Below are 25527 nucleotides of genomic sequence, written 5' to 3' on the forward strand. Positions count from 1 at the left end.
TTAGCTATCAAGCTGTTCAAAAGCACTCGAGATCATAGCCTCTAGCTCTGCTTCATTGGAAAGGTGTTCCGCGCGAATCGTTACGCCGGCAGAAACGTAATAGAACGCTGCCTTAATCTCTTCAAGGGGAATTCCGTGCAGGCGTGACCACCCCAAGCGATACACCGCAAGCTGGACAAGCTTGCTTTTCAGATCCTTGCCGTGCGGAATGCGGCCCGTTTTCCAGTCGAGCAACAGCCAGGTGCCATCCTCCATTTGGAAGACAGCGTCAATCCTGCCGCGTACAGCTACGGGTCCGACACGGGTTTCAAGAGGGACTTCCACGTAGGCCGGTTGAAGCTGAGCCCATTCACTAGCTAGGAAGGCTTCCTTCATCGATTCTAGGTCGAGGGCTTCGTCAAGATAACTATCGGCGGGCTCGACAAGATCGCCTAGATCCAGCATCGAAGTTTTTTCGTAAAACTCCTCAATCCAGGCGTGGAAGGCAGTACCGCGTCGGGCTGCAAGGCCTGGGCGCCGAGGTACGGGCCGACGAAGGTTTTCCAAAACAGACACCGGGTCCTCAGCCAATTCGACAAACAGCGAGGCGCGCACATGTTCTGGCGCTTCAACAGCTCGTTCTCGATTACTCAGGAAATCGCGTTGTGCAATTAGTTTTTCTGCTTCTTCGGCCCATTGTTGCCCTTCGGGGGTTACCGGTTGATAGTTCGCATCAGCACGCAGTACGTCATCGGCAATTTCCTGGATGACCGAACGTCGAGAGTAAACAAATTCCTTGCGGTTCACTCCCCCGGTGATCTGTGGTCCATCCAATGGATCGTAGGGCCACAGGGCTTCTAGCGGTGTTAACCGGCTCGGGTTTTGTTCCGGCGCGTCTTCATCCGCAACCCACACACCAATTTCGGCTTGTGGTGCTGACCCCTGAGTCAGGGGCACCAAAGCATTGAAGAACTCTGAGGCTTCGGTGGGCTTGCTACGGGTGGCAGTCCAAATGCTACTGCTGCAAATGAGCAATGATTTAGCCCGCGTGACAGCGACATAAGCCAACCGACGTTCCTCGGCAACATGATGGTCTTCCACGTGATCTTTGAACAGCGATTCGGCTTCCAACAACTCTTTAAGAGCCGGTTGGTCGGTATCCCATTGAGGTAAATCGTTTGCGTCACCACGCAATGGCCAAGGCAGCGCTTTATCGCCACTGGTCCAGCGATCCGACTGGGATCCAGGGAAAACGCCGTCATTCAAAGACATGACAGCAACGATGTCCCATTCCAGACCCTTTGAGGCATGCACCGTGAGCAGTTGAACCGCCTGAGGATCAGCATCTTCGCTGGGAAGCGGTAGACCCTTTTCCTTTTCGGCAGCCTGTTCCAACCACATCAAGAACCCCGCTAATTCAACACGAGGGGCGTTGCGACAGTATTCACGGACAACATCCGCAAAGGCATCAAGATTCGCCCGGGCAGCATCGCTTTGTACCCAAGGTCTAACGGCAACTTCAATATCCAGGTTCATCGCCCGCTCGACTTCGCGGATCAACGTTTCCAAGTCATCGTTGGCCATAAGCCTAAGGGTGGCTAACTCATCTTTGAGCGCAGTCAGGCGAGTCCTGCCTTCTTCGCTGAGGCTTCTGCCCTCGGAACTGCTCCAGTTTTCTGGAGGAAAATAGTCCAATGCTTCAATCAGGCTCGCTGCGTCATTTAGCTCAGCCCTGGCAAGTTCGATGGCTTCGGTGTCAGGTCCCTCGTGACGTTCGCTGTCCTCGGCTCGTAGCCCACGGGCACGACATCGTTCCAACTGGCGCGACCAGTCAGCAAATGCCGTGAGATCCGCGGCACCAATGCGCCACCGTGCTCCGGCCAGCAGACGCATGAGTTTATCTGAGCGTAGTGGATCCACAAGAACGTGGAGGCACGCAACAAGGTCTGTTACCTCAGGTGTGCTCAAGAGCCCGGACAGACCCACTAATTGGTAGCGGATTCCGCGTTCGGAGAGCACTTCGCCCATGATGCTTAACTGGCTACGATTTCGCGAGAGCACGGCACTAGTGAGCCCGGCATCTGGACTCTTTTGATGTTCAGCCACAATGAGGTCCGCGATAGCCTCGGCTTCTTGACGAACCGTAGCGCAACGGTTGAGCACGACTCGACCGGGTTGGGCAAACGCTGATGGTTCCAGCGGTTTGACGGTAACCGGCCCGGTGCTGGTTGGTGCTTGCGCCGTGATGTTGTTTGCCGCCGAGAGCACGTTGACGGTGTTGCGCCAGGCGATGGTCAGGTGTTTAACGTGCGCGATTTCTCGCTGTTCGGCTCGAACGATAGGAAAAGTTTCGGGGAAACGGAACAACTGGCCGGCACTAGCACCGCGGAAACCATAAATTGATTGGTTTGGGTCACCCACGGCAGTCACCGGATGACCGTGCCCATAGAGCTGAGAAAACAACACCATTTGGGCGTGGGAGGTATCTTGAAATTCGTCCAGTAGCACTACCTGATGGCTGGCGCGTTCGGAGAGCGCGGCTGCGGGAACTTCTTGGGCAATCCTCGCTGCATGGGCGACGAGGTCGCCATAGTCCATGACACCAAGTCGTTTTTTCTCTCGAGTGTATTCTTCGGCCAGTTCGGCGATAGTTGCCCTTGAAGCCAATTTGTCGATGAGCTTCAAAGCGGCTTGCGTGGGCGCCTTGTCTTTTTCTGCGTCCATCGGCAGTGTCTGAAGTTTGGCCACAAGCTCATCAATCCATTGGTGTGCTTCAGGGGCGGTAACCAGGTGTTCAGAGGCTTCGGAGCTGAAGGAGACGATAGCGTCGATAAGGGTACTGCTGGCGCTATTGAGGTGCTGATAGTCCCCCGTGTATTTCTCTAATACCGAATGACCGAGCTGCCAGGATTGTGCCGCACCAAGTAGGGCGCTGTCTTCTTCTAGTCCCAGTCGAAGCCCATGATCTTGAACCAGGGTGTTTGCGTAGGAGTGGTAGGTTGAAACGGCAGGGTCGAGGAAGTCGCAAGTTTCTTCTTCGCTAAGTAGTCCGGTAGCTACCAACTGCGCAATTTTTGCCCTGATCCTTATGGACAGTTCTCCGGCTGCTTTACGGGTGAACGTGACGCCGAGGATTTGCTCGGGTCGCACCAGTTGGTTGGCTACTAGCCAGACAACCTTGTCCGCCATGGTTTTGGTTTTGCCAGAACCGGCGCCGGCAATAACGAGCATTGGTTCAAGCGGTGCAGCGATAATCTCTGCTTGTTGTTCCGTGGGAGGGAACTTTTCGCCCAGTGCCTCGGAGAGTTCCTGCGGGCTGTATTTGATGGTGCTCATCGTTCGGTGACCTGTCGTCCTTCGGCGCAAAGTGGGCAAATTTCTGGCAGGGTGCAATTGCCGAGAATTCCGGAGGCACCCGCGAGATGGCGGGTAATGAATTCTTTTTGACCCATCAAACTGGCTGCTTCCAAGATCAGGGTCCGTGCCCAGTCATCTTCTCCTAGGGAGGGCTGTTCCCTGATGGTAGGACTCTTGGTGTTCGTGCCAACGTAGACAAGTGATGCGCCAGCAGGCTCGGTGGAATACTCAGCGGTTTCCTCGCGCTCCTGCAGCGCTCCTAATTGGATGGCCGTCTGGTAGACACCGAGCTGGGGGTGTTCGAGTGTGTCATTCTTACTCGGCGCGGTCGACCCCGTTTTCAGATCGACTACGGTGACTTTGCCCTGTGCGTCGGCTTCGACACGGTCAATGATGCCTCGTAATTGAACCTTGGTGCCGTCGGTTGTTGGCACCTCAATTTCGAAAGGTAACTCGCGAGCAACTAACTCGCGACCTTCTTGCCTCATCGCAATGCAATATTGAGCAAACTTCTTGAGCATCAGCGTGGCTCGGTCAAAGTCACGCTGTCCCTCCCAGTTGTCCAATTTTTCCAGTTCTGGCCAGCGCTGTTCCAAAATCTGTTGGTACTCGGATCCGCTGGCGTCCGGATGTTCTTCTGCGATGGAGTGAATCAATGTCCCCAGGGAAGCTGCAAAGTCATGTGCTGCCGTGCCTCCGGCATTTTGCACAAACCAATTCAGCGGAGACTTCACCAGCGTCTCGACTTTGGACGGTGAAATTCTTCGTGGTTGGTCTTCGGGCACGACTGGATCGGTGGACGACAGTGGGCGTAGCCCCCACCATTGGTGCGGATGGGCACCACGAACTGGAGGGTGGCTGTGCGCGAGTTGGCCTAGCACATGCACTGAATCTTGATATTGCTCGGCTGGGTTGCTGCCCTCCGGTAGCTGTATTGCACCGAGTTGTGCTGCTTTGCTCAGTTCAGCTGTTTTGCGCAGTTGTGCCACGAGTGTGGGCAGGGACCGGATGCGTGGCACTGAAGTTGTCGTTCGACCTTCAGTGCTTGGGGGTTCTACTAGGTCTAGGAATGAAGATGGCTGTTGATCCTCATTGTCCACTGCCGTGCAGATCAATTGTTCGCTGGCTCGTGATACAGCATTGCTGAAGCTACGGAGCTCGTCATTTCTGATCTGTCGTACCAAGTGTGTTGGTGTCCTGGTAGCAAGGAAACTAATGCCATGTTCTACGACGTCAGCTAAGGCATTTGAACCAAGTAACTCACCACGCAATCGCAGGTTTGGCCAAGAGCCTTCTTGCAAGCCTGGGATGAAAACTATTGGCCACTCTTTGCCTGCGGCAGCCGCCGTGGTCAGCACCGTGACCATATGTCCGCCAGCGGCCCGAGTTGCCAACGAGTCCATCGGCAGTTCTTGGTTGAGGATATGTTCAATGAACTGAGACACGCTGGCGCCAGGTAACTGGTCAACGAAGCGCTCCGCAGCTTGGAACAGTGAGAGAACTGCATCTAAATCGTGGTCCGCGCGACGTGCTGAAGTTCCCGCGCCCAGGGCCTCTTCCCGCCATGCTTGGGCCCTCCCTGAGGCTTCCCACATGGCCCACAGTGCGGTTTCAGGCGTGGCTGTTCCGCTGGCAAGTTCGGTTTTGAGAGCACCGTACATTTTCAGCAGGCGTTGCAGTCCAAAGGCTGGCTTACCTAGGTCTTGGGCAAGTTCTGGTTCACGAAGACAGGTTTCGAGCAGTTCTTGACTGGAGCGACGACCGCCTTGGGCTGCCTCCTGTTGGCGCAACAGCTGACGCAGGCGCCGAATCTCTAGTGCGGTACTCATTCCATAACGCGATAGCAGTAGGTTCTGCATCAGTAACGGATCTTCGGCAACTGAATCATTGAAGGCCAATTCGAGCAGGTCGAGTAGGGGACGAACAGCGCCCTCATCTTTGAGCGGAATTTCTGCCGGGGGTACCTGCACCGCGATCCCCTGCCCTTCAAGGAATCGGCTGTAGGAGCGAACTTGTGATCCGTTGCGAACCACAATGGCCATTTCGGAAAGACTCCGGTTTTCAAAAAGGCTCAGGTGGACAATGTGCTGGGCAATGAAACGTTCTTCGAGAGTTGAGTTCTCGAAAGTCAGTGCTTGGCAGGTTTCGTCGTTTCCAGCATTTCTCGGCTCAATTTTTCGTCCGCGAAGTCCGGCAGCGATGGGGACCCGTCGCACAATGCGTTGCCACGCTTCGGTGATCTGCCCCGGCATCCGATATCCATGAGTGAGTTCAAGAAATGTTGCTTCGGTGGTGCCGGCGTAGTTTTGTGCAAAGCGATGCAACTGATCGGTGCGAGCTCCTCGGAATCCTTGAACCACACTGTCGGGGGCAGCAAAAGCGATAAGTGAACGGTCCTTGGTCAGCAACGCCAAAAGGCGATGCTGCGACAGGGTTGCTTCTTGAAGGTCATCGACCATGACCAAAGACAGCCGGTCCTGTTCGGCGTGAAGGAATTCTGGATTCTCTTCTAGTAGTTGCGCGGCACGGGTAATGAGTCCTGCAGGGTCAAAGGCTTCGGCGCTGCCCAGATCCAGAAGGTCACGATATTCTTGGTAGAAATGCGCCGCGGCAACCCATTCGGGCTTGGTCGCTTTTTCCCCAAGCTCTTCAATGTCCGCAGGTTCCAGCCCAAGCTCTGAGACTCGGTCAAAAAATTCGCGGATCTCTTTGCGGAAACCACGGGTTTCAATCGCTAGTTCCAACTCGCTGGGCCATTGCGGGCCACTTGTCAGACCCGAAGAATGTCCCTCTAGCAGGTTGCCGATCAGCGTATCTTGTTCTGGCCCTGAGAGCAGTCGTGGGGATCGTTCCAGGAACGGTAGAAGACCTTCAACACGAGCTCGACGAATGAGGTCAAAGGCGTAGGCAGACCACGTGCGTACCACGGGTTCGGTAAAAGTCCGTTCAGCGCGACGACTGAGGTCATCGCGAATGGAGGCAGCCGTCAGTCGTGTGGGAGCAATGATTAGTAATGACTGTGGATCTAGGTCGTCGCCAAGGCGCGCAACCGCCGTGTTGACTAACGTATTAGTTTTGCCTGTGCCCGGAGCACCAGTAACGAGCACCGGACCGTTGCTCTTCTGGAGCTGACCAACTATGTCCTGAGAATCCGCACGTACCTCAGCTTGCGTTTCATCCATGGTTATAGTTCATCATCCAATTCAGACATTTTGGGGTTCCCCAGTGACAGCCTGAGGATATCGATCGCTTCCCATTGTTTAGGCGTAGGATTCCAGCGCAGGTTTTTGATATCTACGCGCTTACCCGGGCGAGCGAGTTTTTCGCGTTCCCAATGTTCACGAGCCCTAGGCAAGAGTGGTTCTGCGATGTTGCCGTCGGCCCTGAGGACACGCCACCATGGAGTTCCCACTTCAGCGGTGGTCATGGCTTTGCCGACTTGGCGCGGACCTCCGCTACCCAGAAGTTCAGCCACATCGCCATAACTGATGACGGCGCCAGCAGGAACCAGTTGGGCGAGTTGATGCACTGCCTGTGCATAGTCGAGCTGTGTTGGCCCTGATGCATCTGTCATATTTCTATTCTGCCAAGGACTGCAGGTTGATCCACAAAGGGCGCGTCAGGCACAGAAAGCGTCTTAACCTGCCTGTAGCGTTGTACCTATGAATGAATGGCACAAGGGCCTCGCAGTTGGCTTTGACTTGGAAACTACCGGCGTCGACACTTCGACAGCACGGATTGTTACCGCCTCAGTGGTACTCCTGGATGAACACGGTAACGTCGTGAACCGCCGCGAATGGCTGGTAAATCCCGAAGTCGAGATCCCCGAAGCTGCTACAGCAGTACATGGAATTTCCACGGAGAAGGCCCGTGCCGAGGGAGCGCCAGCAAAGCAGTCGGTGCAAGAAATCTTGCAGCTGTTGATGTTCGCCTCTGAGCAATCACCAATCGTGGCGTTTAACGCGTCCTACGATTTCTCCGTGCTCTACCATGAGGCAGTTCGTTATGACCTACCTCCATTCTTCCCAGGCAATGTCATTGATCCTTTCATCATTGACAAGCAGGTAGACAAGTTCCGCAAGGGCAAGCGCACCTTGGCTGCGGCGTGCGAGTTCTATGGTGTTGTTCTAGAAAACGCCCATACTTCCTTGGCTGATGCCATCGCGTGCGTGGCGGTTGCTCGTCAGATCGGTAAACGGTACCCGCAGTTGCAGGTGGATCCGCAGGTGCTTCATGGTTGGCAAATTGGATGGGCCCGCGAACAGGCCGAAAGCTTCCAAACCTATCTTCGGAAGACGAAACCAGATGCCGTTGTTGACGGTGCCTGGCCGATCATGGAGGGATAGCTCACAAGCAAACAAGCATCTGTGTTGGATGTCACAGGCACCCTAATCGCTCGTGCGGAATTCCGGGGAAGTCAATAGTTCATGTTCTGTCACAAATCGAAGAATATTCTTCGAGAACGACTTCATTATGACTCGAAGCTAAGAATCTTAACTCGAATTTCAGGCTCATTCGGGCGATTTTGTTCGATAATGGTTCAATGGAGGGTACTCTCTATACCCTTTTGAGAACTGAAGGAACACGCCTAGTGATCACAGTTAGTGACCTGCGCAAGGTCTACCAACAGGGCAGCAAAGATGTTGTTGCCCTTGATGGTGTCAGCCTTGAAGTCCCCACCGGGAAAATTCATGGCATCGTCGGACATTCGGGAGCCGGTAAGTCGACTCTGGTTCGATGCTTGACCCTGCTTGACCAGCCGACTTCCGGCACCGTAGCTGTCAACGGTAAAGAACTGACAAATGTCAGTGCTGCCGAGCTACGCAATGCTCGTCGCCGCATTGGAATGGTGTTCCAACACGCCAACCTTTTCGATTCTCGGACGACTGAGCAGAACGTTGCCTACCCACTGGAACTGGTGGGCACTCCGAAAGATCAGATTGCCAGCAAGGTTGCTGAGCTTTTGGAACTCGTTGGTCTCTCACAGTTCGCTAAGGCATATCCTTCTCAGCTTTCGGGCGGGCAGCGTCAACGCGTCGGTATCGCCCGAGCACTGACCACCGATCCAGATATCTTGCTTTGTGATGAGCCAACCAGTGCGCTCGATCCAAAGACCACCGATGAGATTCTTGATCTCGTCAAAGAACTCCGCAATCGCCTGAACATCACGGTGCTGATCATCACCCACGAAATGCATGTAGTGAAGCAGGTATGTGATTCCGTGTCGCTACTTGCGGGTGGCAAGATCGTCGAGACCGGCGAAATCGAAACAGTAGTCACCAATGCGTCAGGCCGCTTGGCTTCTACGCTGCTTCCGCTGCCTGGCGACGCACCGCGTGCAGAGGGCTCCGGTCCTATTCTTGACCTCCTCTACACCGGACAACAGGCAACCGAGCCAGTAATTTCCTCCGTAGCTCGCCAGTTCAATACCGATGTCAACGTCTTGGCCGGATCTGTCGAACAGCTTGGTGAGCAGCAGTATGCGCACCTGCGTTTGCAGCTAAACGCTGATGCAGATGTAGATGCCATTGTGAATCATTTGACCTCTAACGGCATCGCCGTGACCGTGAAGGGAGCCAAGTAGATTATGGATTTCTTTACTCCAACTGTTCTCAAGGCCATGGGAACCGCCACTGTTGAAACCCTTCAGATGGTTGTTATTTCTGGGATTATCACCGTAGTTATCGGTTTAATACTCGGAATTCTGCTCCACGTCACCGGTAAAGGTGGCCTGACACCGGTTCGCTGGTTTAACGTCATTCTTTCGGCCATTATCGTCAACATCACGCGCTCAATTCCCTTCGCAATTTTGATGGTCGCATTGATCCCATTCTCCGCGCTGGTAGTTGGTACCTCACTTGGTCCCATCGCAGCATCGGTATCATTGACCATCGGTACGATTCCATTCTTCGCACGACTGGTTGAAACAGCCCTTCGTGATGTTTCCGCAGGCAAGGTTGACGCTGCACTAGTCATGGGTTCCACCAAGATGCAGACCATCCGTAAGGTGCTTGTACCTGAAGCTATGCCTGGCATTATTGCCGCAGTAACCACGACGGTTGTAACCCTGATCGGTTACTCAGCAATGGCTGGTCTTGTTGGTGGCGGCGGACTGGGACGCATGGCTTACACCTACGGTTACACCCGCTACAACATGCCCATCATGATCACCACGATCATCATCATTGTCGTTCTCGTGCAGCTCGTACAGATCGTCGGCGACATCATCGCCCGCAAGATCGATCACCGCTAAAAATTTCAAGATTTCCATCAGTCCTCTGATGGAGCCGTGGACTATGTCAAACACGGCAAATCTCACTCGCAACAGAGCCCCACGGCTCCGAGAAAAGGAAGACAAGTTATGCGTAAAAAGCTCACACTTGCAATCACCGGTATCGCGACCGCTCTCGCCCTGACTGCTTGCGGTAGCAGCTCGCCATCGGCTGACGCTGACGCAACTTTGGACCCGGCTAACCCTGTCACCATAAAGGTTGGCGCAAGCCCTGTCCCACAGGCTCAGATCCTTAACTACATCGATGAGAACCTTGCCAAGGATGCAGGCATCGACCTGGACGTCGTCGAGATCGATGACTACGTCACCCCAAATACTTCGCTGCAGGACGGCACCCTGGATGCTAACTACTTCCAGACCGAGGCTTACCTGAAGACTGAAACCGAAGAAAAGGGCTACAAGTTCGCCCACGGCGCTGGCATCCACGTTGAGCCAATGACCGTCTTCTCGAAGACTTTCAAGGATCCTAAGGACGTCACCGAGGGCACCACTGTTCTGTTGAACAACGACCCAGTGAACCAGATCCGTGGCATGCGCGTTTTGGAGCAGGCTGGCCTGCTGCAGAACCTTGCTGATGATGATTCCATCCTGAGCGTTCAGGATGACAAGGACAAGAACCCACTGTCCCTGCAGCTCAAGGATGCTAACGCTGAGCAGGTAGTTCAGTACTACAAGAACGACAAGTCCATCGGCGTTGCGGTGATCAACGGTAACTTCATCGTTCAGGCCAAGCTGAACAAGGATGAAATCCTGGCTCAGGAATCTGGCGAAAACAACCCTAACGCCAACTTCCTGACCTGGCGCGATGGCGAAGAGACCGCCGCAATCAAGAAGCTTGAAGAGCTGCTTCACTCGGACGAGGTTCGTAGCTACATCGAAGAGACCTGGACCGACGGAAGCGTCATCCCAGCGTTCTAATCTCGACTTCATTCCCGTAGAAATCCGGGAGATGACTTCTCACTGCCCGAGTTCCATCAGGAACTCGGGCAGTTTCATTTTGTAGTCAGTGTTTTTAGTTCAATTGAAAACTCAGAAAAACAGGGAGCGTTGGTGCCAATCAAATTGGCTCCAACGCTCCCCATTCAGAGCTAAAAGCTTAGTACCTCAGCTTAGGCCTTAGCGGCAGCAGCGGCCCGTGCAGCTACAGGCAAGGCTGCGAAGATCTTCTCCATGGCAGCGTCATCATGCGCTGCAGAGACGAACCATGCTTCAAAAACGCTTGGTGGCAAGTAGATGCCGGAATCAAGCATGGAGTGGAAGAACGGAGCGTAGCGGAAGCCCTCCTGTGCCTGCGCATCGGCGTAGTTGTGCACGCCCTTCTCGGAAGTGCCAAAGGCAACCGAGAAGAGGGTACCGGCACGTTGGATGGAGTGATCCAATCCAGCAGCGTTGAAGGACTCAGTGATTGCGTCTTGCAGGGCCTGTGACTGCTTGCTCAGGTGAGCGTAAACTTCATCGGTGGCGTGGGTCAGCTGTGCAATACCTGCAGCCATGGCTACAGGGTTACCGGAGAGGGTACCTGCCTGGTACACGGGACCCAGTGGTGCCAGATAATCCATGACCTCGGCGCGACCGCCCAGAGCAGCGGTTGGCAAGCCACCACCGATCACCTTACCGAAGGTGTAGAGATCTGCTTCCCAGCCCTCGACCTTGCCGGTCAAACCCCAGTATCCCGAGGCTGAGGCACGGAATCCGGTGAGTACTTCATCGACAATCAACAGGGCACCGTGCTTGGCCGTGGTTTCCTTCAGGAACTTGTTAAAGCCTTCTTCAGGAGTCACCACACCCATGTTGCAAGGAGCCGACTCGGTGATCACCGCGGCAATGTTGGCACCATGTTCAGCGAAGGCGGCTTCAATCGCGGCGCGATCGTTGTATGGAAGCACCAGGGTCTCAGCGGCCGTAGCTGCGGTAACACCTGCCGAACCTGGAAGGGCCAGGGTCGCGACGCCAGAACCTGCATCGGCTAGCAGTCCGTCGAGGTGTCCGTGGTAGCAACCAGAAAACTTGATGATCAGTTCGCGGCCGGTGAATCCACGCGCCAAACGCACAGCGGTCATGGTGGCTTCGGTGCCGGTGGAAACCATACGCACACGCTCGACCCCACCCATGCGGGACTTGATCAGTGCACCGAGCTTGGCTTCATCTGGAGTTGATGCACCAAATGACAGGCCACGATCTACCGCAGCATGAACAGCAGCCTGAATTTCAGGGTGTGCGTGTCCCAGCAGTGCCGGTCCCCAAGAGCAGACCAGGTCAACATATTCCTTGCCATCAGCATCGGTGAGGTAAGCACCCTTGGCACCAACCATGAATGGAGGAATACCGCCCACTGAACCGAAAGCGCGTACTGGCGAGTTCACGCCACCGGGCATGATTTCGCGGGCCTCAGCAAAGAGCTGTTCAGAGTTAGACATGTGTCTTACTTACCTTCCTTAAGCCAGCCGGCGACTTCGGCTGCGTAGTATGTGAGAATTTGCTGGGCTCCGGCTCGCTTGATGGACAGGAGCGACTCCAGCACGGAAGCCTTACGGTCAATCCAACCGTTGGCACTGGCAGCTTCGATCATCGAGTATTCACCCGAAATCTGGTAGGCCGAGACCGGGACCGGGGAGAAATCAGCAATATCGCGCACGATGTCTAGGTAGCTCATGGCAGGCTTGACCATGATCATGTCGGCACCCTCAGCAATGTCCAGCTCGGCTTCGACTACCGCTTCGCTGCGGTTAGCCGCATCCATCTGGTAGGTGCGTCGATCCCCCTGTAGCTGCGAGTCGACGGCTTCACGGAATGGACCGTAGAAAGCACTGGCGTACTTTGCGCTGTAGGCCAGCAGCGACACGTCCTGACGTCCGGCAGCGTCCAGCGCCTGACGGATGACGCCAATCTGTCCGTCCATCATGCCCGATGGGCCCAGCATGTGTGCGCCGGCTTCTGCCTGAGCCACTGCCATCTGTCCGTAGATTTCTAGGGTGGCATCATTGTCCACGGTGCCATTGGCATCAAGCACACCGCAGTGCCCGTGCGAGGTGAACTCGTCAAGGCAAACATCGGACATGACCACAAGATCATCGCCCACTTCGGCGCGCACCGCGGCGATACCCTGGTTCAGGATGCCTTCTGGATCAAGACTTGCTGAGCCAGTTTCGTCTCGCTCTTCCGGAATACCAAAGAGCATGATGCCGCCAAGTCCACGCTCCGCCGCATCATTGGCAGCAGCTTTGAGCGAATCCATGGAATGTTGAAAGACCCCCGGCATGGAGGTGATCTCATTGGGCTGGCTCAATCCTTCGCGCACAAACGCTGGAAGGATCAGCTGGCGGGCCGAGAGCTCATTTTCGGCGACCAGACGGCGAATGGCTGGATTCTGACGCAGTCGGCGGGGGCGTTGCTGTGGGAAGGCCATGGCTTATCTTTCTGTCGTGACTACTTGGTTTCTTCAACTACGGCCGGGCCGTGAAGCTGAAGCAAATCTTTGGCCGCGCGGGCTAAGCCCTGCGGCGTGGGTTCTGCTGCGATGGCGTGCACCGGCAGATCAGCTGCTCTCAGTGCCTTAGCGGTGGGCTGCCCGATCGCGATGGTGCGGGTACTTACTGGTAAATCTGATTCAATGAGCTGTCTAAATTCTCGCACTACACTGGGCGCCGAAAAGACGAGCAGATCCATCTGCTCTAGTTTCGCAACAATCGCCTCAGGCTGCAGCACGTTCAGGGGCCTCTGGGCGCCCACCGGATCCACCACAGTGCCGGCAGCCGGCGCGCTGACCGTCTGATACGCGATGACTTCATCCACCACCATGCCCCGGTCCAGTAACCCTGCTGAGAGTGTAGGTTTTGCAAGGTCGCCGTGCGGGTAACAGATCCGTGTGCCCGGTGCTAATTGCCACTTATCCAGCATCCCTGATGCCGATTGAATTTCGGGTTGGAAATCAACGTTGCGTCCCAGTTTCGCCGTGATAGCGTCACTGGTTTTTTCACCGACCGAGGCAATACGCAATGATGCTGGCAGCAGGGACGAGGCCAATAACTTTTCCAACACCACCACGGTATTCACCGAGGTCAGCACCAGCCAAGAGTACTCACCGGCCACAAGCCGCTGAACCATTGCTTCTAAGCCATGCGGCTCTTCAGGCCAGATGGTTTCGATGAGCTGGGCACACCAACTGGTGATGCCCAGCTTCTCAAATTCCACCACGGTATCCTCGGCTCGCGCCGGGTTGCGCAGGATCAATGCGTTGTAACCCATGGGCTAAAGGTCTAGGCCAATCCTGCAATCACGGCAGCACCGTCGGCGATCATGGCAGTGGCCAAATCACGTCCGAGCTGCTGGGCAGAGCTAATACCTGCAGCGACGGTACGTGCACTGCGACGCATGGTCTGTGAACCATCGGGGTTACAAGCCACAGCTTCCAACACCAGCTCGTCACCTTCAAGGTGCGCCAAAGCACCGATCGGAGCAGCGCAGCCGGCTTCCAGGGTGGAGAGCAAGGAACGTTCAGCCACTACCTGCAGGCGTGTGGCTTCATCATCAAAGTCAGCCAGGGCCTGATCCAAGGCGGCATGCCCTGAGCCGGCAGTCCGTGTTTCCAGGGCCAAGGCCCCCTGGCCAGGAGCCGGAAGCATGATGGAAGGATCTAGGTACTCGGTAATGTACTTTTCCAAGCCCAACCGACGCATGCCGGCGGCAGCCAAAATCACCGCGTCAAGATCCCCTTGAGTACCACGCCCGACACTGCCATCATCCAGGGTTTCGCCGATGCCCTTCACCCGTCCCAGACGGGTGGGCACATTGCCACGAATATCCACGATCTCAAGGTCCGGTCGGTGGGCCAGTAGCTGCGCACCACGACGCGGCGAACCGGTACCAATCTTGGCGCCCTGTGGCAGATCAGCTAAGCCGAGTCCGTCGTGGGAGCACAGGGCATCACGCACATCTTCACGGGCAGGAATGCACGAGAGCACTAGGCCTTCAGGCTGTGCGGTCGGCAAGTCCTTGAGTGAATGTACCGCCAGGTCACAACCGGAATCTAAGAGGTGCTGACGTAGGGCTGCAGCAAAAACACCGGTACCACCCAAGGTGGCCAGTGATCCGGTCACCACATCGCCTTCGGTCTTCACCAGGACGGTTTCAACGTTCAGCCCAGAAATCTCGGACAGCTTTTGTGCTGCCCACCCGGTTTGAGTAGTAGCCAAGGCACTGCCGCGGGTTCCTACACGGAAAGTTTCACTCATGGCTGGGGCACACCCACTTGAGAGTCAACCGCAGCAATCGTTGGACGCAAGGTTCCATCCAGGGCTCGCTTTTCACAACAGCCCGGACGGCACACATCAAACCATGGGCCACCCTCAACCACTGAGGTGCGACCTTCACGCATCGCCTTACCGTCGGCCCCGAGCAAGCGTTCTTCAACCAGGTCCACCAGGCCAGAGACAAACGCTTCATGGGTGCCGGGTGTTGCCACACGGTCAAAGGCCAGTCCCAGTTCGGCGCAGGTATCCTTCGCTTCGGTATCCAGATCCCACAGAACCTCCATGTGATCAGAGATGAAACCGATAGGCACCACAACAACGCCAGCCACACCAGCGGCCGCATCTTCTTCCAGCGCATCGTTGATATCTGGTTCCAGCCATGGGGTTCCGGGCGCACCTGAACGTGACTGGTACACCAGAGAGTGCTCCAGGCCAGCAGCTTCTTCAACCTGCGAGAGGATGTACTCGGCCACTGCACGGTGTTGCGTGGTGTAAAGGTTTTCGCTCAGGGTGTCGCGGATGGCCTGCGGGCCAGCCACATTGGCATCGCTTAGTGGAATGGAGTGAGTAACAAAGACAATCTTGATCGCTCCATCGCCCTTGCCAGCTTCTTCAAGCTGGGCACGTACGTTCAACAAGGACTGACGCAGTCCCTGCACAAATGGCTGAACGAAGGCTGGGGTGTCAAAGAACTGGCGTAGCTTATCCACTTCCACCACACCGTCAAGGCCGGTGGCGAGCAGTCCCATACCCAGGTCTTCACGATACTGACGGCAGGCCGAATAACCCGAGTAAGCGCCGGTGCCCAACATCAGCACCTTGCGGTGGCCGTCATCAGCCAGCTGCTGCAGGGAGTCGTTGATGAAGGGATGCCAGTTGCGGTTGCCCCAGTAGATCGGCAGGTTGATGCCACGGGATGCCAGTTCGGCTTCCAATGCGGCTTTCAGTGCACGATTCTGCTCGTTGATCGGCGAGACTCCGCCGTTCTTGCGGTAGTGCACGGCCACCTCTTCGAGGCGTTCGTCGGGGATGCCTCGCCCACCGGTGACATTGCGCAGGAAGGGCAACACATCGTCTTGGCCTTCTGGACCACCGAAGGAGGCAAGCAACAGGGCATCGTACGCTTTGGGGATCATGCGACCGTTCTGGTCATACCCTTGGCGTGGGTCAAAACTCTGGCTCACTTCAGGACCTCAAGTGCCTGGGCGGCAGTGATCTTCCGTCCGGTGTAGAACGGGGTCTCTTCACGCACGTGGTGGCGGGCTTCGGTGTAGCGCAGGTGACGCATCATGTCGACCAGGTCGATCATGTCGTCGGCTTCGAGGCAGATCTGCCATTCGTAGTCGCTGAAAGAGAAGGCTGCCACGGTGTTGGCCAGCACGTTAGGGAATTCACGGCCCAGGATGCCGTGGTCACGCAGCATCTTACCGCGCAATGCAGGATCCATGGTGTACCAGTCGGTGGAGCGCACGAATGGGTAGACGGTCATCCATTCCTTGGCGCGGATACCGCGGGCGAAGGCTGGCGAGTGATTCTTGGCGAATTCGGCTTCGCGGTGCACGGCCATGGTCGAGTACACGATCTGGGTGCCTTCGAGCAGCGCCGCGCGGCGTATCTTGCGCATCGAAGCCTGCAACAATTCTGCCTTTGGCCCGTGGATCCACACCATCAAATCTGCGTCTTCACGCATGGCTGAGACATCATAGATGCCACGCACGGTCGCGCCCTCATCGGCCAGCTGCTCGATCAAGGTGTCGAATTCGGTGGCAGCATCCTGGCTGCGATCAATGGTTTCGGAACGCTTAAAAATGGTCCAGAGAGTGTAGAAGAAGGTCGGGTTCTCCCCCGCATTCGCCCGTTCATTGATGACTGGCGAATTGTGCTCCGGTGCGTTACTCACGTGATGTTCTCCTTGATCTGAGGATCGAAAATATTTTGCTACGTTCTTAGCGGGCGCTGATGGCCACAGCGCGGCGCGCCTGACCAATCACCCGCGCCAAGCCGGTACCAGAAATCCAGGCACCAACCACGGCAAGTCCATCAAAATCTGCTAGTGCCGTCTCCAGTTGTTTTCGGCGTTCCACGGCGGCTTCTCCTTGCAACGGCACCATATCGCTGAAACGCGACACGGCACTGCCCAAGACATCATCCTGATGCAATTGAACACCGAGAATCTTTGAAGCGTCTTTGATCGCCAAGTCGATCAATTGCTGGTCATCCCCGGATTCCACCAGGTCATCCTGTTCACCGATGCGCCCAAAGGACAGGCGCAGCACGTGGGTGCCAGGTCCTGCTTCATTAGCTAGCCAAGGCCATTTCGCGCTCGAGTGGGTCAAAGCCTTGGCGGTTAGTGGTGCTTGCTTGGCAACGAGCACCCCTGAGCCGCGCGGCGCGTCATCAAGTTCTGGCTTGTCGACCACCAAAATAGCCAGCGCGATGGCGTTGGCGGTACTTTCACTGCCGATCCGTGCAGGCTCATCGAGCAGTGGATTAATCAGTTCAAGTGCTTGGGCAGCCGGGGTCGCGATGATGACGCGGTCCGCAGTAATCTGCTCGCCAAGGGTAGTGACCGTGTAAGGAACTTCAGCCTGTGCGTCGTAGCTGATCGCGGTGACCGGTGAATTGCGTACGAGGGCTGCATGATCTTCTTTGAGCTGACGCACCAAGGTTTCCACCATGGTGTACATGCCGCCGTTGAGCCCTGCGACTCGCGAGCCAGCAGGCGCCGAGGCCTGGAGTCGGGCTACGGCCTTGGCCAAGGATCCGGTGTCCTGCATGGCTTGGCGCAGTCCAGGTGCAGCCGCGTCAATAGAAATTCTGGCTGGGTCGGTGGAGTACACACCATTGATCACCGGGGCGACCAGTTGGTCCAAGACGGCCTGTCCCATACGGCTGCGAACTACCTCAGCCACAGAGAGCTTTTCGGTCGCCCACTTCTTACTCATGGGGGTGATTAGGTCAGCTGCGGCGCGCACCGTGGCGGCACGGCCAATAATATTGCGCACCTCATCGGTGCGAACATCGGCCGGAATTCCCATCAAGGAAGTAGCAGGCATCGGGTGGGCAAGGATCTCTTCTTCGGCGCCCTGAATGAGCCATGCACTCTGGCCAGAAGTTTTCGCGATTTCGCCGGCAAGATCCAATTCGTCAAGATAGTTGGCTACCGTGCCTTGACGTAGTGCGAAGGATTCGGCCCCCGCGTCAATTTTCAATCCGGCCACCTCGGTAGTGCGTAGGCAGCCACCAAAGCTGTCGGTAGCTTCTAGGACGGTGACCTCATGTCCGCTCTGGCGTAGGTCACGCGCAGCGACCAACCCCGCAATGCCGCCACCGATAATGACCGCATGTGGGGCTTGGGGCTTGTCCGTTTGGCTGGGAGCTTGCTTTGCGAGTCGGGCCTCGCTGGCTTTGCGGACCATTTCAAGCAGGCGTAAAGCATGTGCAGGGGCTTGTGTTGACTTCTCCCGACGTGCAGCAGTTGCCGGCGTTGATTCCTTGCTCACCTAATTAGCACCTTCTACCTTCACAGATTGCGATGGGTGGCTTGGGCAGAAAATTGCCCGAGCCTACCCAAGGCATTACTTCCAGCTTAGACCCGATGGATTACAGCGAGTGAATGAGCTCCACCACTTTGCTCAGCACATCCGGGTCAGTGGTTGGTGGAACACCATGGCCCAAGTTCACCACATGCCCGCGCGCCTTCTTGCCTGCTTCCACTACTTCGCGCACATGTGCTTCCAATACTTCCCATGGGGCCGACAGCAAGGCTGGATCGATGTTGCCCTGAACCGAAACATCTTGACCGAGGCGTTCGATGGCGGTTTCCAGTGGAATCCGGTAGTCCACGCCCACTGTGTCTACGCCGATATCGCGCATGGCGGTGAGCAATTCGCCGGTTCCGGTGCCGAAGTGGATCATCGGCACACCAAGATCGCGCACGTGATCCAGTGCCAGGTTGGAATACGGTGCCACGTACTTCTCATAGTCTGGCAATGATAGAGATCCGGCCCAGGAATCAAAGAGCTGAGCGGCAGAAGCGCCGGCTTCCACCTGTGCGCGCAGGAACAGACCCGAGGCCTTAGCAGCCCACTTCATCAGCCCGTCCCAAACTTCTGGTTCGCTGTACATCATGGTGCGCGGGCCGAGGTGGTCGCGGCTTGGTTTGCCCTCGACCATGTAGGCGGCCACGGTAAACGGTGCGCCAGCGAAACCGATCAATGGGGTCTTGCCCAGTTCAGCCACGGTGAGCTTCACTGCTTCACGAATGGGTTCCAGTGACTGATCGGTCACCTCTGGCAGCGCAGCAACCTGCTCGGCGGTACGAATCGGGTTATCCAACACCGGGCCCACGCCAGGAACAATGTCCACGCCGATCCCGGCTAAACGTAGTGGGATCACAATGTCAGAGAAGAAGATGCCGGCATCAACCTTGTGACGACGTACCGGCTGCAAAGTGATTTCGCTGGCCATCGCAGGATCTAAGCAGGAGTCCAGCATGCTCACGCCTTCGCGTAGCTTCATGTACTCAGGCAAGGAACGTCCAGCCTGACGCATGAACCACACTGGGTGGTGCGACGGCGTCTTGCCAGTCAAAGCTTGGATCAAAGCGGAATCTTGGGTACGTCCATCAAGCATCGGATGGTTCTGCGACAGGGTCATAGTCCAATGATGCCAATTCTTGAGTTTAAATGCTCATTGTGGAGGTTCGCCGGAAGCTGAAGGTGAGCAACCTAACCCACCAAAGAGGCCCGTATTTAGGCAAACCTGCGTTGTTTGCCTTTTCATTCCGGCTTATTCTAGGGGCACTGTGGTTTTCTTATCTCTTGTCGCTTCGCATTCGCAGCTCGATCTTGAGACCGTCGCGCAAATTAGCGCCTCGGCCGACGGGCTGGCAGCTGCCTCCGTTAACGGCTCGGCGGCCATCAATGGTGCCGTCGTACTCGCCACGTGCAACCGATTCGAGGTGTATGCGGACGTTGAACAAGTAGACGATGCCACCGAGCACCTAGTCAATACCCTGGCGGATTCCACCGACCTTTCCCGAGACTTCTTGGCTAAGCGCCTGACCACGCTTGAGGGTGAGCCGGTCATCGAGCACCTGTTCTCAGTAGGTGCCGGATTGGACTCGGCTGTCGTGGGAGAACGCGAAATCGCCGGACAGGTTCGCCGCGCGCTCACCCAAGCGCAGCAGGAAAAAACCACGACCAGCAACCTCACCCGTTTGTTCCAAAACGCTACGCGCGCCGCTAAGGACGTCGGCTCGAATACCGATCTGGGCCTGCAGGGCAAGTCGGTCGTTTCTGTTGCTTTGGACTTGGCTGAAGAACTAATGGCTGGTGACCGTGACTGGTCAGAGCAGGATGTAGTTCTGTTCGGTACTGGCTCCTATGCCGGCGCCACCATGGCGCTGCTCAAGGAACGCGGCGTCAAGCGGATTTCTGTGTACTCCCATTCAGGACGTGCCGCAGACTTCACTTCCAAGCGTGGCGGTTTCCCGCTCACCGAAGAACTCTTGCCACAGGCCCTGCGCGAAGCAGACGTAATTGTCGGTTGCTCCGGTGGTGGACACCAGATCTCACGTAGTGAGCTCGAAGCACTGCGTGTGAAGAACCACCCACTGATCGCCATCGACATGGCGTTGACCCACGACTTTGATCCCACGCTGGTTGAATTGCCGGACGCTGAGTTGATCACCCTTGAGTCAGTGCGCATGGCTGCACCTACCGAGCAGGCCATGGCTGTTCATGCAGCAAGTCGCATCGTTAAGAAAGCCACCGCTGAATTCGCGGCTGCACAACGTGAGCGTGAAGCAGATTTCGCCATTGTCGCCCTGCGTGAACACACCAAGACCGTTTTGGATGCTGAAATTGCCAAGGTGCGCGCACAGCACGGTTGTTCCGCCGCTGCCGAAGAAGTTGAACTAGCCATGCGACGCATGGTCCGTCAGCTCTTGCATATCCCTACGGTTCGCGCCCGCGAACTGGCTGGTGAAGGCCGCACCGACGAATATGTTGCAGCTCTTGAAACCCTCTATGGTTTGGAGCTTTCTGAGCCGGAAACTCAGGTAGCTAAAGCACAGCCATCCGAGGCTCAGGCCTCAACCCCTGCAGCTAGCTGCCCCGTGATTCCTGAACCAAAATCGGCTTAGCAATTCCATAACTATTGATTTTCGGTTCTGCATTCCAAGTCAAAGCATGGAATACTACTGTCAAGTAGATCACTTCCCTCTTAATTCGAGGTGAACACGGGAGTTGATCACGCAGTAGCTGGAAAGGCCGGAATTACCATGACGGAACTTGAAAACATCAAAAGCGCCCGTTCACAGCGCATGCCTCGTGAGGCTCGACGCCGTCAACTGTTGCAGGCTGCACATCAGGTTTTTGTTGCTCATGGCTACCACGGCGCCTCAATGGATGAAATTGCTGAAGTCGCGCTAGTCTCCAAGCCAGTGCTGTACCAGCACTTCCCAGGTAAGCGCGAACTCTATCTCGCATTACTCGACTCGCACCTCGCCGATTTCAGTCGGCAACTCGATGAAGCGATTGACTCGACCACCGACAACCGCCAGCGAGTCTTTGCGACCATTAACACTTACTACAGTTACATCAAGGGCGAATCCCAAGCCTACCGACTGATTTTTGAATCAGATGTACTCTCTGATGCTCTTATTGCCGGCCGTATTGAAAAATTCAACAATACGCTCGCAGCGTCCATAGCTCGTGTAGTCGTTCAAGACACCGACTTAACTGAGGCTGAAGGTCTGCTGGCAGGCCGAGCACTGGCCGGACTGAGCCAAGTCTCGGCTCGTTATTGGGCGTCCACAGACGAGGTAGTGGACCAAGCTACCGCAGTAGATCTGATTTCACGTTTAGCTTGGCGCGGAATTTCGCAGTTCCCCAAGGAAAACTAGATAAATTAGTTCTCAGAGGACCCATACGGGACACCTAATTCGTTCGAGAGGATCAGCGACAATCATGGAAATCCGGATTGGCATTCAGAATGTAGCCCGCGAAGTTGTACTTGAATCCGAGCTCAGCAACTCAGAAGTCAACGATCTGGTTTCAAAGGCAATCGCCGATGGAACAAGCCTTGCGCTCAAAGACCCAAAGGGTCGTGAAGTACTTATCCCAGCTGCAGGCATCGCATACGTAGAGATCGGCCCAGAAGAGGTCCGTCGCGTGGGCTTCGCACAGTAGTTTTTGCACCACTTCCGGCACCTAGTGCCACCTTTGTATGGCTGGTTTCCTCATCGGAGGAAACCAGCCATTCTTTGTCTAAATAGTGATTTCGTTCACGAAACTGTGGTAGTGCTAAAGGGTGAGTGATCGACGAATCCGTAGCCCCCGCCCAGTACCTTCCAGCGATCTCGCCCAGCTCTTATTAGGGCTCGAAGCCGAGTTCGAAGTACCTGCGCCCTTTGATGAGGCGACGCTAAAGGCCGCTGAGAACGCGGTGGCCAACCTAGAGATGCCCAGTGAAGATGCCACCGACATCCCGTTCTTCACCATTGATCCAGAAGGTGCCACCGACCTAGATCAGGCCATGTATCTGGAAAAGACCGCAGAAGGTTACATCGTCAATTACGCCATCGCAGATGTGCCCGCCTTCGTTGAACTAAACAGCGTATTAGACCAGGTGGCCCGTGAGCGTGGACAAACTTTTTACCTCCCGCATCGAAAGATCACTCTTCATCCGCCGGTAATTTCAGAAGACCAGGGCTCCCTGCTCCCCAACCAGATCCGTCCTGCATTTCATTGGAAGATAACTCTTGACCAAGCAGGCTCATTAGGAACGGTCGAATTAAAACGCGTGATGATCAAGTCTCGCGCTCAATTGGACTACGCCACCGCCCAGCAAGATCTGGACAACGGTTCAGAGAACCAACAGCTCAAACTACTTGCTGAAATCGGCGCCCTGCGCATCGAGCAGGAAAGACTGCGCGGTGGGGCCTCCCTTAATCTTCCGGATCAGGAAATTGAGGAAGACGGTGATGGATATCGTCTCGTCAGCCGAGTGCCTTTGCCCTTGGAAGAGCACAACGCTCAAATCTCTTTACTCACCGGCATTGCAGCCGCACGGTTCATGCTCAATGCTGGGGTGGGAATCTTGAGAACTATGCCACAGCCCGAAGAGAAAAGCTTGCAAGAATTTCGAGCTCAGACTCAACTTCTGGGTCACCCGTGGAGTGATGAGATCAGCTACGGAGAGTATCTTCATGGATTAGATGTCAGTGATCCAAAGCAGCTGGTCATCATGCATCGCGCTGCTTCCTTGTTCCGGGGAGCCGACTATCATCTCATTGATGGTCAGCCCGAAGATGAGCTAATTCAAGCAGCATTGGCTGCACCCTACTCGCATACCACTGCTCCCCTGCGCCGGCTGGTTGACCGGTTTGTTTTACTGACCTGCCACCTAATCACCACCGGAGAAAGCATCCCTGACGAGCTAAAAGATGCCCTAGAGCAGTTACCGAGCCTGATGCGGGAGAGCTCCACAGCAGCGAATCGAGTCAGTCGCGCCGCATTAGATCTCATGGAAGCCTTCGTCCTTCAAAGCAGGGTCGGTGAACAGTTCCAGGCCATCATCTTGCAAGGTGGAAGCAATAAGGATGGCAAGGAATCATCGGGACTACTACAGCTCATTGATCTGCCGGTGACGGGAAGCTTTACCGGGCCTGGTGACCCGGGGTCGATTGCGACCGTGAAACTTGTCCATGCTGATCCGCAGCAACGTCAGATTAACTTTGAAATCGTGGCCTAAACCTCCTAAACCGGGGTTTTTGGGCAAAACCAGTTATGCTAGGGCTATTAGAAAATAGGATGCCCGATCGCAATGGGCTGAGAAATTAAACAGTATCTTGGTGGCTTCCCAGCGGTCACCATTCCCTAGGGCAGATGAAGTCCCTAAGTGAAACAAGCGATCGGCTCCGCTGGAATTGTGTAGCACCGAGCACCTCATACTGAGATTTGGCCATGAGATGAGCAGAAGCTACGCCCACATGAAACGAGAACATTAATATCGTGAGTGACACGACTTTGACAGCAGAGGCTGTCGAACCACAAGACAATTCGAATGCTTCTGAGCCAGCCCAGCAGAGTTTTGCTGATCTGAACGTGCGAGAAGACATTGTCGCTTCTCTCTCCGAAGCCGGGATCATCTTCCCCTTCCCCATTCAGGCTATGACCCTCCCAGTAGCCTTGGGCGGCAACGACATCATTGGTCAGGCAAAAACCGGTACCGGTAAAACTTTGGGCTTTGGCATCCCTGCCTTGCAGCGAGTCATCCGCGAAGGTGACCAGGGCTATGAAGACCTTGCCTTCCCGGGCGCACCACAGGCACTGATTGTCGCACCTACGCGTGAACTAGCCATCCAGGTCGGCGCCGATTTGGCCCAGGCTTCCAAGCACTCAAATATTTCCATCACCACCATCTACGGCGGCCGTCCCTACGAAGAGCAGATTGCTGCACTGAAGGCCGGTACCGATGTCATCGTCGGAACCCCCGGACGACTGATCGACCTGAACCGTCAACGCGTGCTGAACCTCAAGCAGGTGCGCACTGTGGTTCTGGATGAAGCAGACGAGATGTTGGATCTGGGCTTCCTGCCCGATGTAGAACGTATCTTGGCAGCCCTTCCGCCAGTCCGCCAGGCTATGCTGTTCTCGGCCACCATGCCCGGCGCCGTAATCACCATGGCTCGCCGCTACATGTCGCGTCCTACTCACATTCGTGCGCAGGATCCAGGCGATGACGAGTCACTGACCAAGCGCAACATCCGCCAGCTGGTCTACCGTGCACACAACATGGATAAAGACGAGATGGTTGCTCGCTTGTTGCAGGCTGAGGGCCGTGGCAAAACCATCATCTTCACCCAAACCAAGCGTTCGGCTGCCAAGCTCACTGATGAGCTAGTGGACCGCGGCTTTAACGCCGGGTCCTTGCACGGAGATTTGGGCCAGGGTGCCCGCGAACAGGCTTTGAAGGCTTTCCGCTCCGGCAAGGTTGATATCTTGGTTGCCACCGACGTGGCTGCCCGCGGTATCGACGTGGATGATGTCACCCACGTGGTTAACCTGCAGTGCCCAGACGATGAAAACACCTACCTGCACCGTGTTGGCCGTACCGGCCGTGCCGGCAACACCGGTACCGCAGTCACCTTTGTGGACTGGGATTCGGTGCCTCGCTGGTCCCTGATCAACAAGGCTCTGGGCCTGAATGTGCCTGAACCAGTGGAAACCTACTCCTCTTCACCGCACTTCTTCACCGACCTTGATATCCCAAAGGGAACCAAGGGCCACTTGCCACGTGCCAAGAAGGCCAACGGTGCCGAGGGTGAAAGATCAGCACGCAACGAGGATTCCCCACGCACCCCACGTCGTCGCAGTAACACTCGTTCACGCACACGTACCGTCAATGGACAGCGCACCGAAAAGCGTGCCGCCCAGGGCGAGGGTGCGGAGCAGGAGGGTTCGCGTCACGGACACTCTAAGGGCAAGCAGGATCGTCCGGCCCGCGAGAACGAGCGTCATCGCCAGACCCAGCAGGCCGGTGCCGAAGGTGTAGGCACTGCGCAGGCTCCAGCCCAGGCACGTCGTCGCCGTCCTCGCCGTCGTACTCGCAGCACCGATGCGGGCGGGCAGGACTAGTTTC

At 56.0% G+C, this 25527-nt stretch carries 20 protein-coding genes; 9 read left to right on the top strand and 11 right to left on the bottom strand.

Annotation, left to right across the window (positions count from 1 at the left end):
* From QMQ05_RS10490 to QMQ05_RS10500, 3 genes are read right to left on the bottom strand one after another with little or no spacing between them, the layout of a single operon-like run.
* A complete protein-coding gene (locus tag QMQ05_RS10490) occupies positions 1-3315 on the bottom strand; it encodes an ATP-dependent helicase (RefSeq protein ID WP_345469831.1) in 3315 nt (1104 codons plus the stop codon).
* Complete coding sequence (locus tag QMQ05_RS10495) at positions 3312-6518, bottom strand: ATP-dependent helicase (RefSeq protein WP_345469833.1); 3207 nt, start codon at positions 6516-6518, stop codon at positions 3312-3314. Before QMQ05_RS10495 ends, QMQ05_RS10490 begins: the two co-directional genes overlap by 4 nt.
* Positions 6519-6520: 2 nt before the next feature.
* A complete protein-coding gene (locus QMQ05_RS10500) occupies positions 6521-6910 on the bottom strand; it encodes an MGMT family protein (protein WP_345469835.1) in 390 nt (129 codons plus the stop codon).
* A gap of 88 nt (positions 6911-6998) precedes the next feature.
* On the opposite strand from QMQ05_RS10500, the gene QMQ05_RS10505 reads away from it, so the two are divergent.
* The 4 genes from QMQ05_RS10505 to QMQ05_RS10520 all read left to right on the top strand — a co-directional run bounded on the left by QMQ05_RS10505 (position 6999) and on the right by QMQ05_RS10520 (position 10546).
* Positions 6999-7682, top strand: coding sequence for a 3'-5' exonuclease (locus tag QMQ05_RS10505; RefSeq protein ID WP_345469837.1), 684 nt, complete (start codon positions 6999-7001; stop codon positions 7680-7682).
* Positions 7683-7927: 245 nt separating this feature from the next.
* Positions 7928-8920 carry a methionine ABC transporter ATP-binding protein gene (locus QMQ05_RS10510; RefSeq protein WP_345469839.1) on the top strand — a complete coding sequence of 331 codons (993 nt, stop codon included), beginning with the start codon at positions 7928-7930 and terminating at the stop codon, positions 8918-8920.
* Between the two features lie 3 nt (positions 8921-8923).
* Positions 8924-9589 (top strand): methionine ABC transporter permease, encoded by a 666-nt coding sequence (locus QMQ05_RS10515; RefSeq protein WP_345469841.1) that lies wholly within the window; start codon positions 8924-8926, stop codon positions 9587-9589.
* A 108-nt stretch (positions 9590-9697) separates the two neighbouring features.
* Positions 9698-10546: a MetQ/NlpA family ABC transporter substrate-binding protein gene (locus QMQ05_RS10520; RefSeq protein WP_345469843.1), complete on the top strand. Its 849-nt coding sequence runs from the start codon at positions 9698-9700 to the stop codon at positions 10544-10546.
* 191 nt (positions 10547-10737) lie between these two features.
* Here the strand turns inward: QMQ05_RS10520 and hemL are convergent, their stop codons facing one another.
* The 8 genes from hemL to hemE form a co-directional block, all read right to left on the bottom strand.
* On the bottom strand, positions 10738-12045 hold the full coding sequence (hemL, locus tag QMQ05_RS10525; protein ID WP_345469845.1) for a glutamate-1-semialdehyde 2,1-aminomutase: 1308 nt from the start codon (positions 12043-12045) through the stop codon (positions 10738-10740).
* Positions 12046-12050: 5 nt separating this feature from the next.
* Positions 12051-13034: a porphobilinogen synthase gene (hemB, locus tag QMQ05_RS10530; RefSeq protein ID WP_345469847.1), complete on the bottom strand. Its 984-nt coding sequence runs from the start codon at positions 13032-13034 to the stop codon at positions 12051-12053.
* A gap of 20 nt (positions 13035-13054) precedes the next feature.
* The gene (locus QMQ05_RS10535) at positions 13055-13873 is read right to left on the bottom strand and encodes a uroporphyrinogen-III synthase (RefSeq protein ID WP_345469849.1); all 819 of its coding nucleotides are present in this window, start codon (positions 13871-13873) and stop codon (positions 13055-13057) included.
* An 11-nt stretch (positions 13874-13884) separates the two neighbouring features.
* A complete protein-coding gene (hemC, locus tag QMQ05_RS10540; protein WP_345469851.1) occupies positions 13885-14859 on the bottom strand; it encodes a hydroxymethylbilane synthase in 975 nt (324 codons plus the stop codon).
* Positions 14856-16061, bottom strand: a complete 1206-nt coding sequence (locus QMQ05_RS10545; protein ID WP_345469853.1) for a ferrochelatase — start codon at positions 16059-16061, stop codon at positions 14856-14858. The genes hemC and QMQ05_RS10545 overlap by 4 nt, the downstream gene beginning before the upstream one ends.
* Positions 16058-16777, bottom strand: coding sequence for a hydrogen peroxide-dependent heme synthase (hemQ, locus tag QMQ05_RS10550; protein WP_082635429.1), 720 nt, complete (start codon positions 16775-16777; stop codon positions 16058-16060). The genes QMQ05_RS10545 and hemQ overlap by 4 nt, the downstream gene beginning before the upstream one ends.
* Before the next feature lie 46 nt (positions 16778-16823).
* Positions 16824-18380 (bottom strand): protoporphyrinogen oxidase, encoded by a 1557-nt coding sequence (gene hemG, locus QMQ05_RS10555; protein ID WP_345469855.1) that lies wholly within the window; start codon positions 18378-18380, stop codon positions 16824-16826.
* A gap of 100 nt (positions 18381-18480) precedes the next feature.
* Positions 18481-19536 carry a uroporphyrinogen decarboxylase gene (gene hemE / locus QMQ05_RS10560; RefSeq protein WP_345469857.1) on the bottom strand — a complete coding sequence of 352 codons (1056 nt, stop codon included), beginning with the start codon at positions 19534-19536 and terminating at the stop codon, positions 18481-18483.
* A gap of 148 nt (positions 19537-19684) precedes the next feature.
* Between hemE and QMQ05_RS10565 the strand changes: the two genes are divergently transcribed.
* The 5 genes from QMQ05_RS10565 (at position 19685) to QMQ05_RS10585 (ending at position 25523) form a co-directional block, all read left to right on the top strand.
* Entirely contained in the window at positions 19685-21025 is a 1341-nt protein-coding gene (locus QMQ05_RS10565) for a glutamyl-tRNA reductase (protein ID WP_345469859.1), read from the top strand.
* 138 nt (positions 21026-21163) lie between these two features.
* Positions 21164-21787, top strand: a complete 624-nt coding sequence (locus QMQ05_RS10570) for a TetR/AcrR family transcriptional regulator (protein ID WP_345469861.1) — start codon at positions 21164-21166, stop codon at positions 21785-21787.
* A 64-nt stretch (positions 21788-21851) separates the two neighbouring features.
* Positions 21852-22073 carry a DUF3107 domain-containing protein gene (locus QMQ05_RS10575; protein ID WP_058254741.1) on the top strand — a complete coding sequence of 74 codons (222 nt, stop codon included), beginning with the start codon at positions 21852-21854 and terminating at the stop codon, positions 22071-22073.
* 121 nt (positions 22074-22194) lie between these two features.
* On the top strand, positions 22195-23637 hold the full coding sequence (locus QMQ05_RS10580) for an RNB domain-containing ribonuclease (protein ID WP_345469863.1): 1443 nt from the start codon (positions 22195-22197) through the stop codon (positions 23635-23637).
* Positions 23638-23897: 260 nt separating this feature from the next.
* Positions 23898-25523, top strand: coding sequence for a DEAD/DEAH box helicase (locus QMQ05_RS10585; protein WP_345469865.1), 1626 nt, complete (start codon positions 23898-23900; stop codon positions 25521-25523).
* Positions 25524-25527: the final 4 nt, after the last annotated feature.

The sequence above is a fragment of the Glutamicibacter sp. B1 genome, assembly GCF_039602135.1.
GTDB classification, from domain to species: Bacteria; Actinomycetota; Actinomycetes; order Actinomycetales; family Micrococcaceae; genus Glutamicibacter; species Glutamicibacter ectropisis.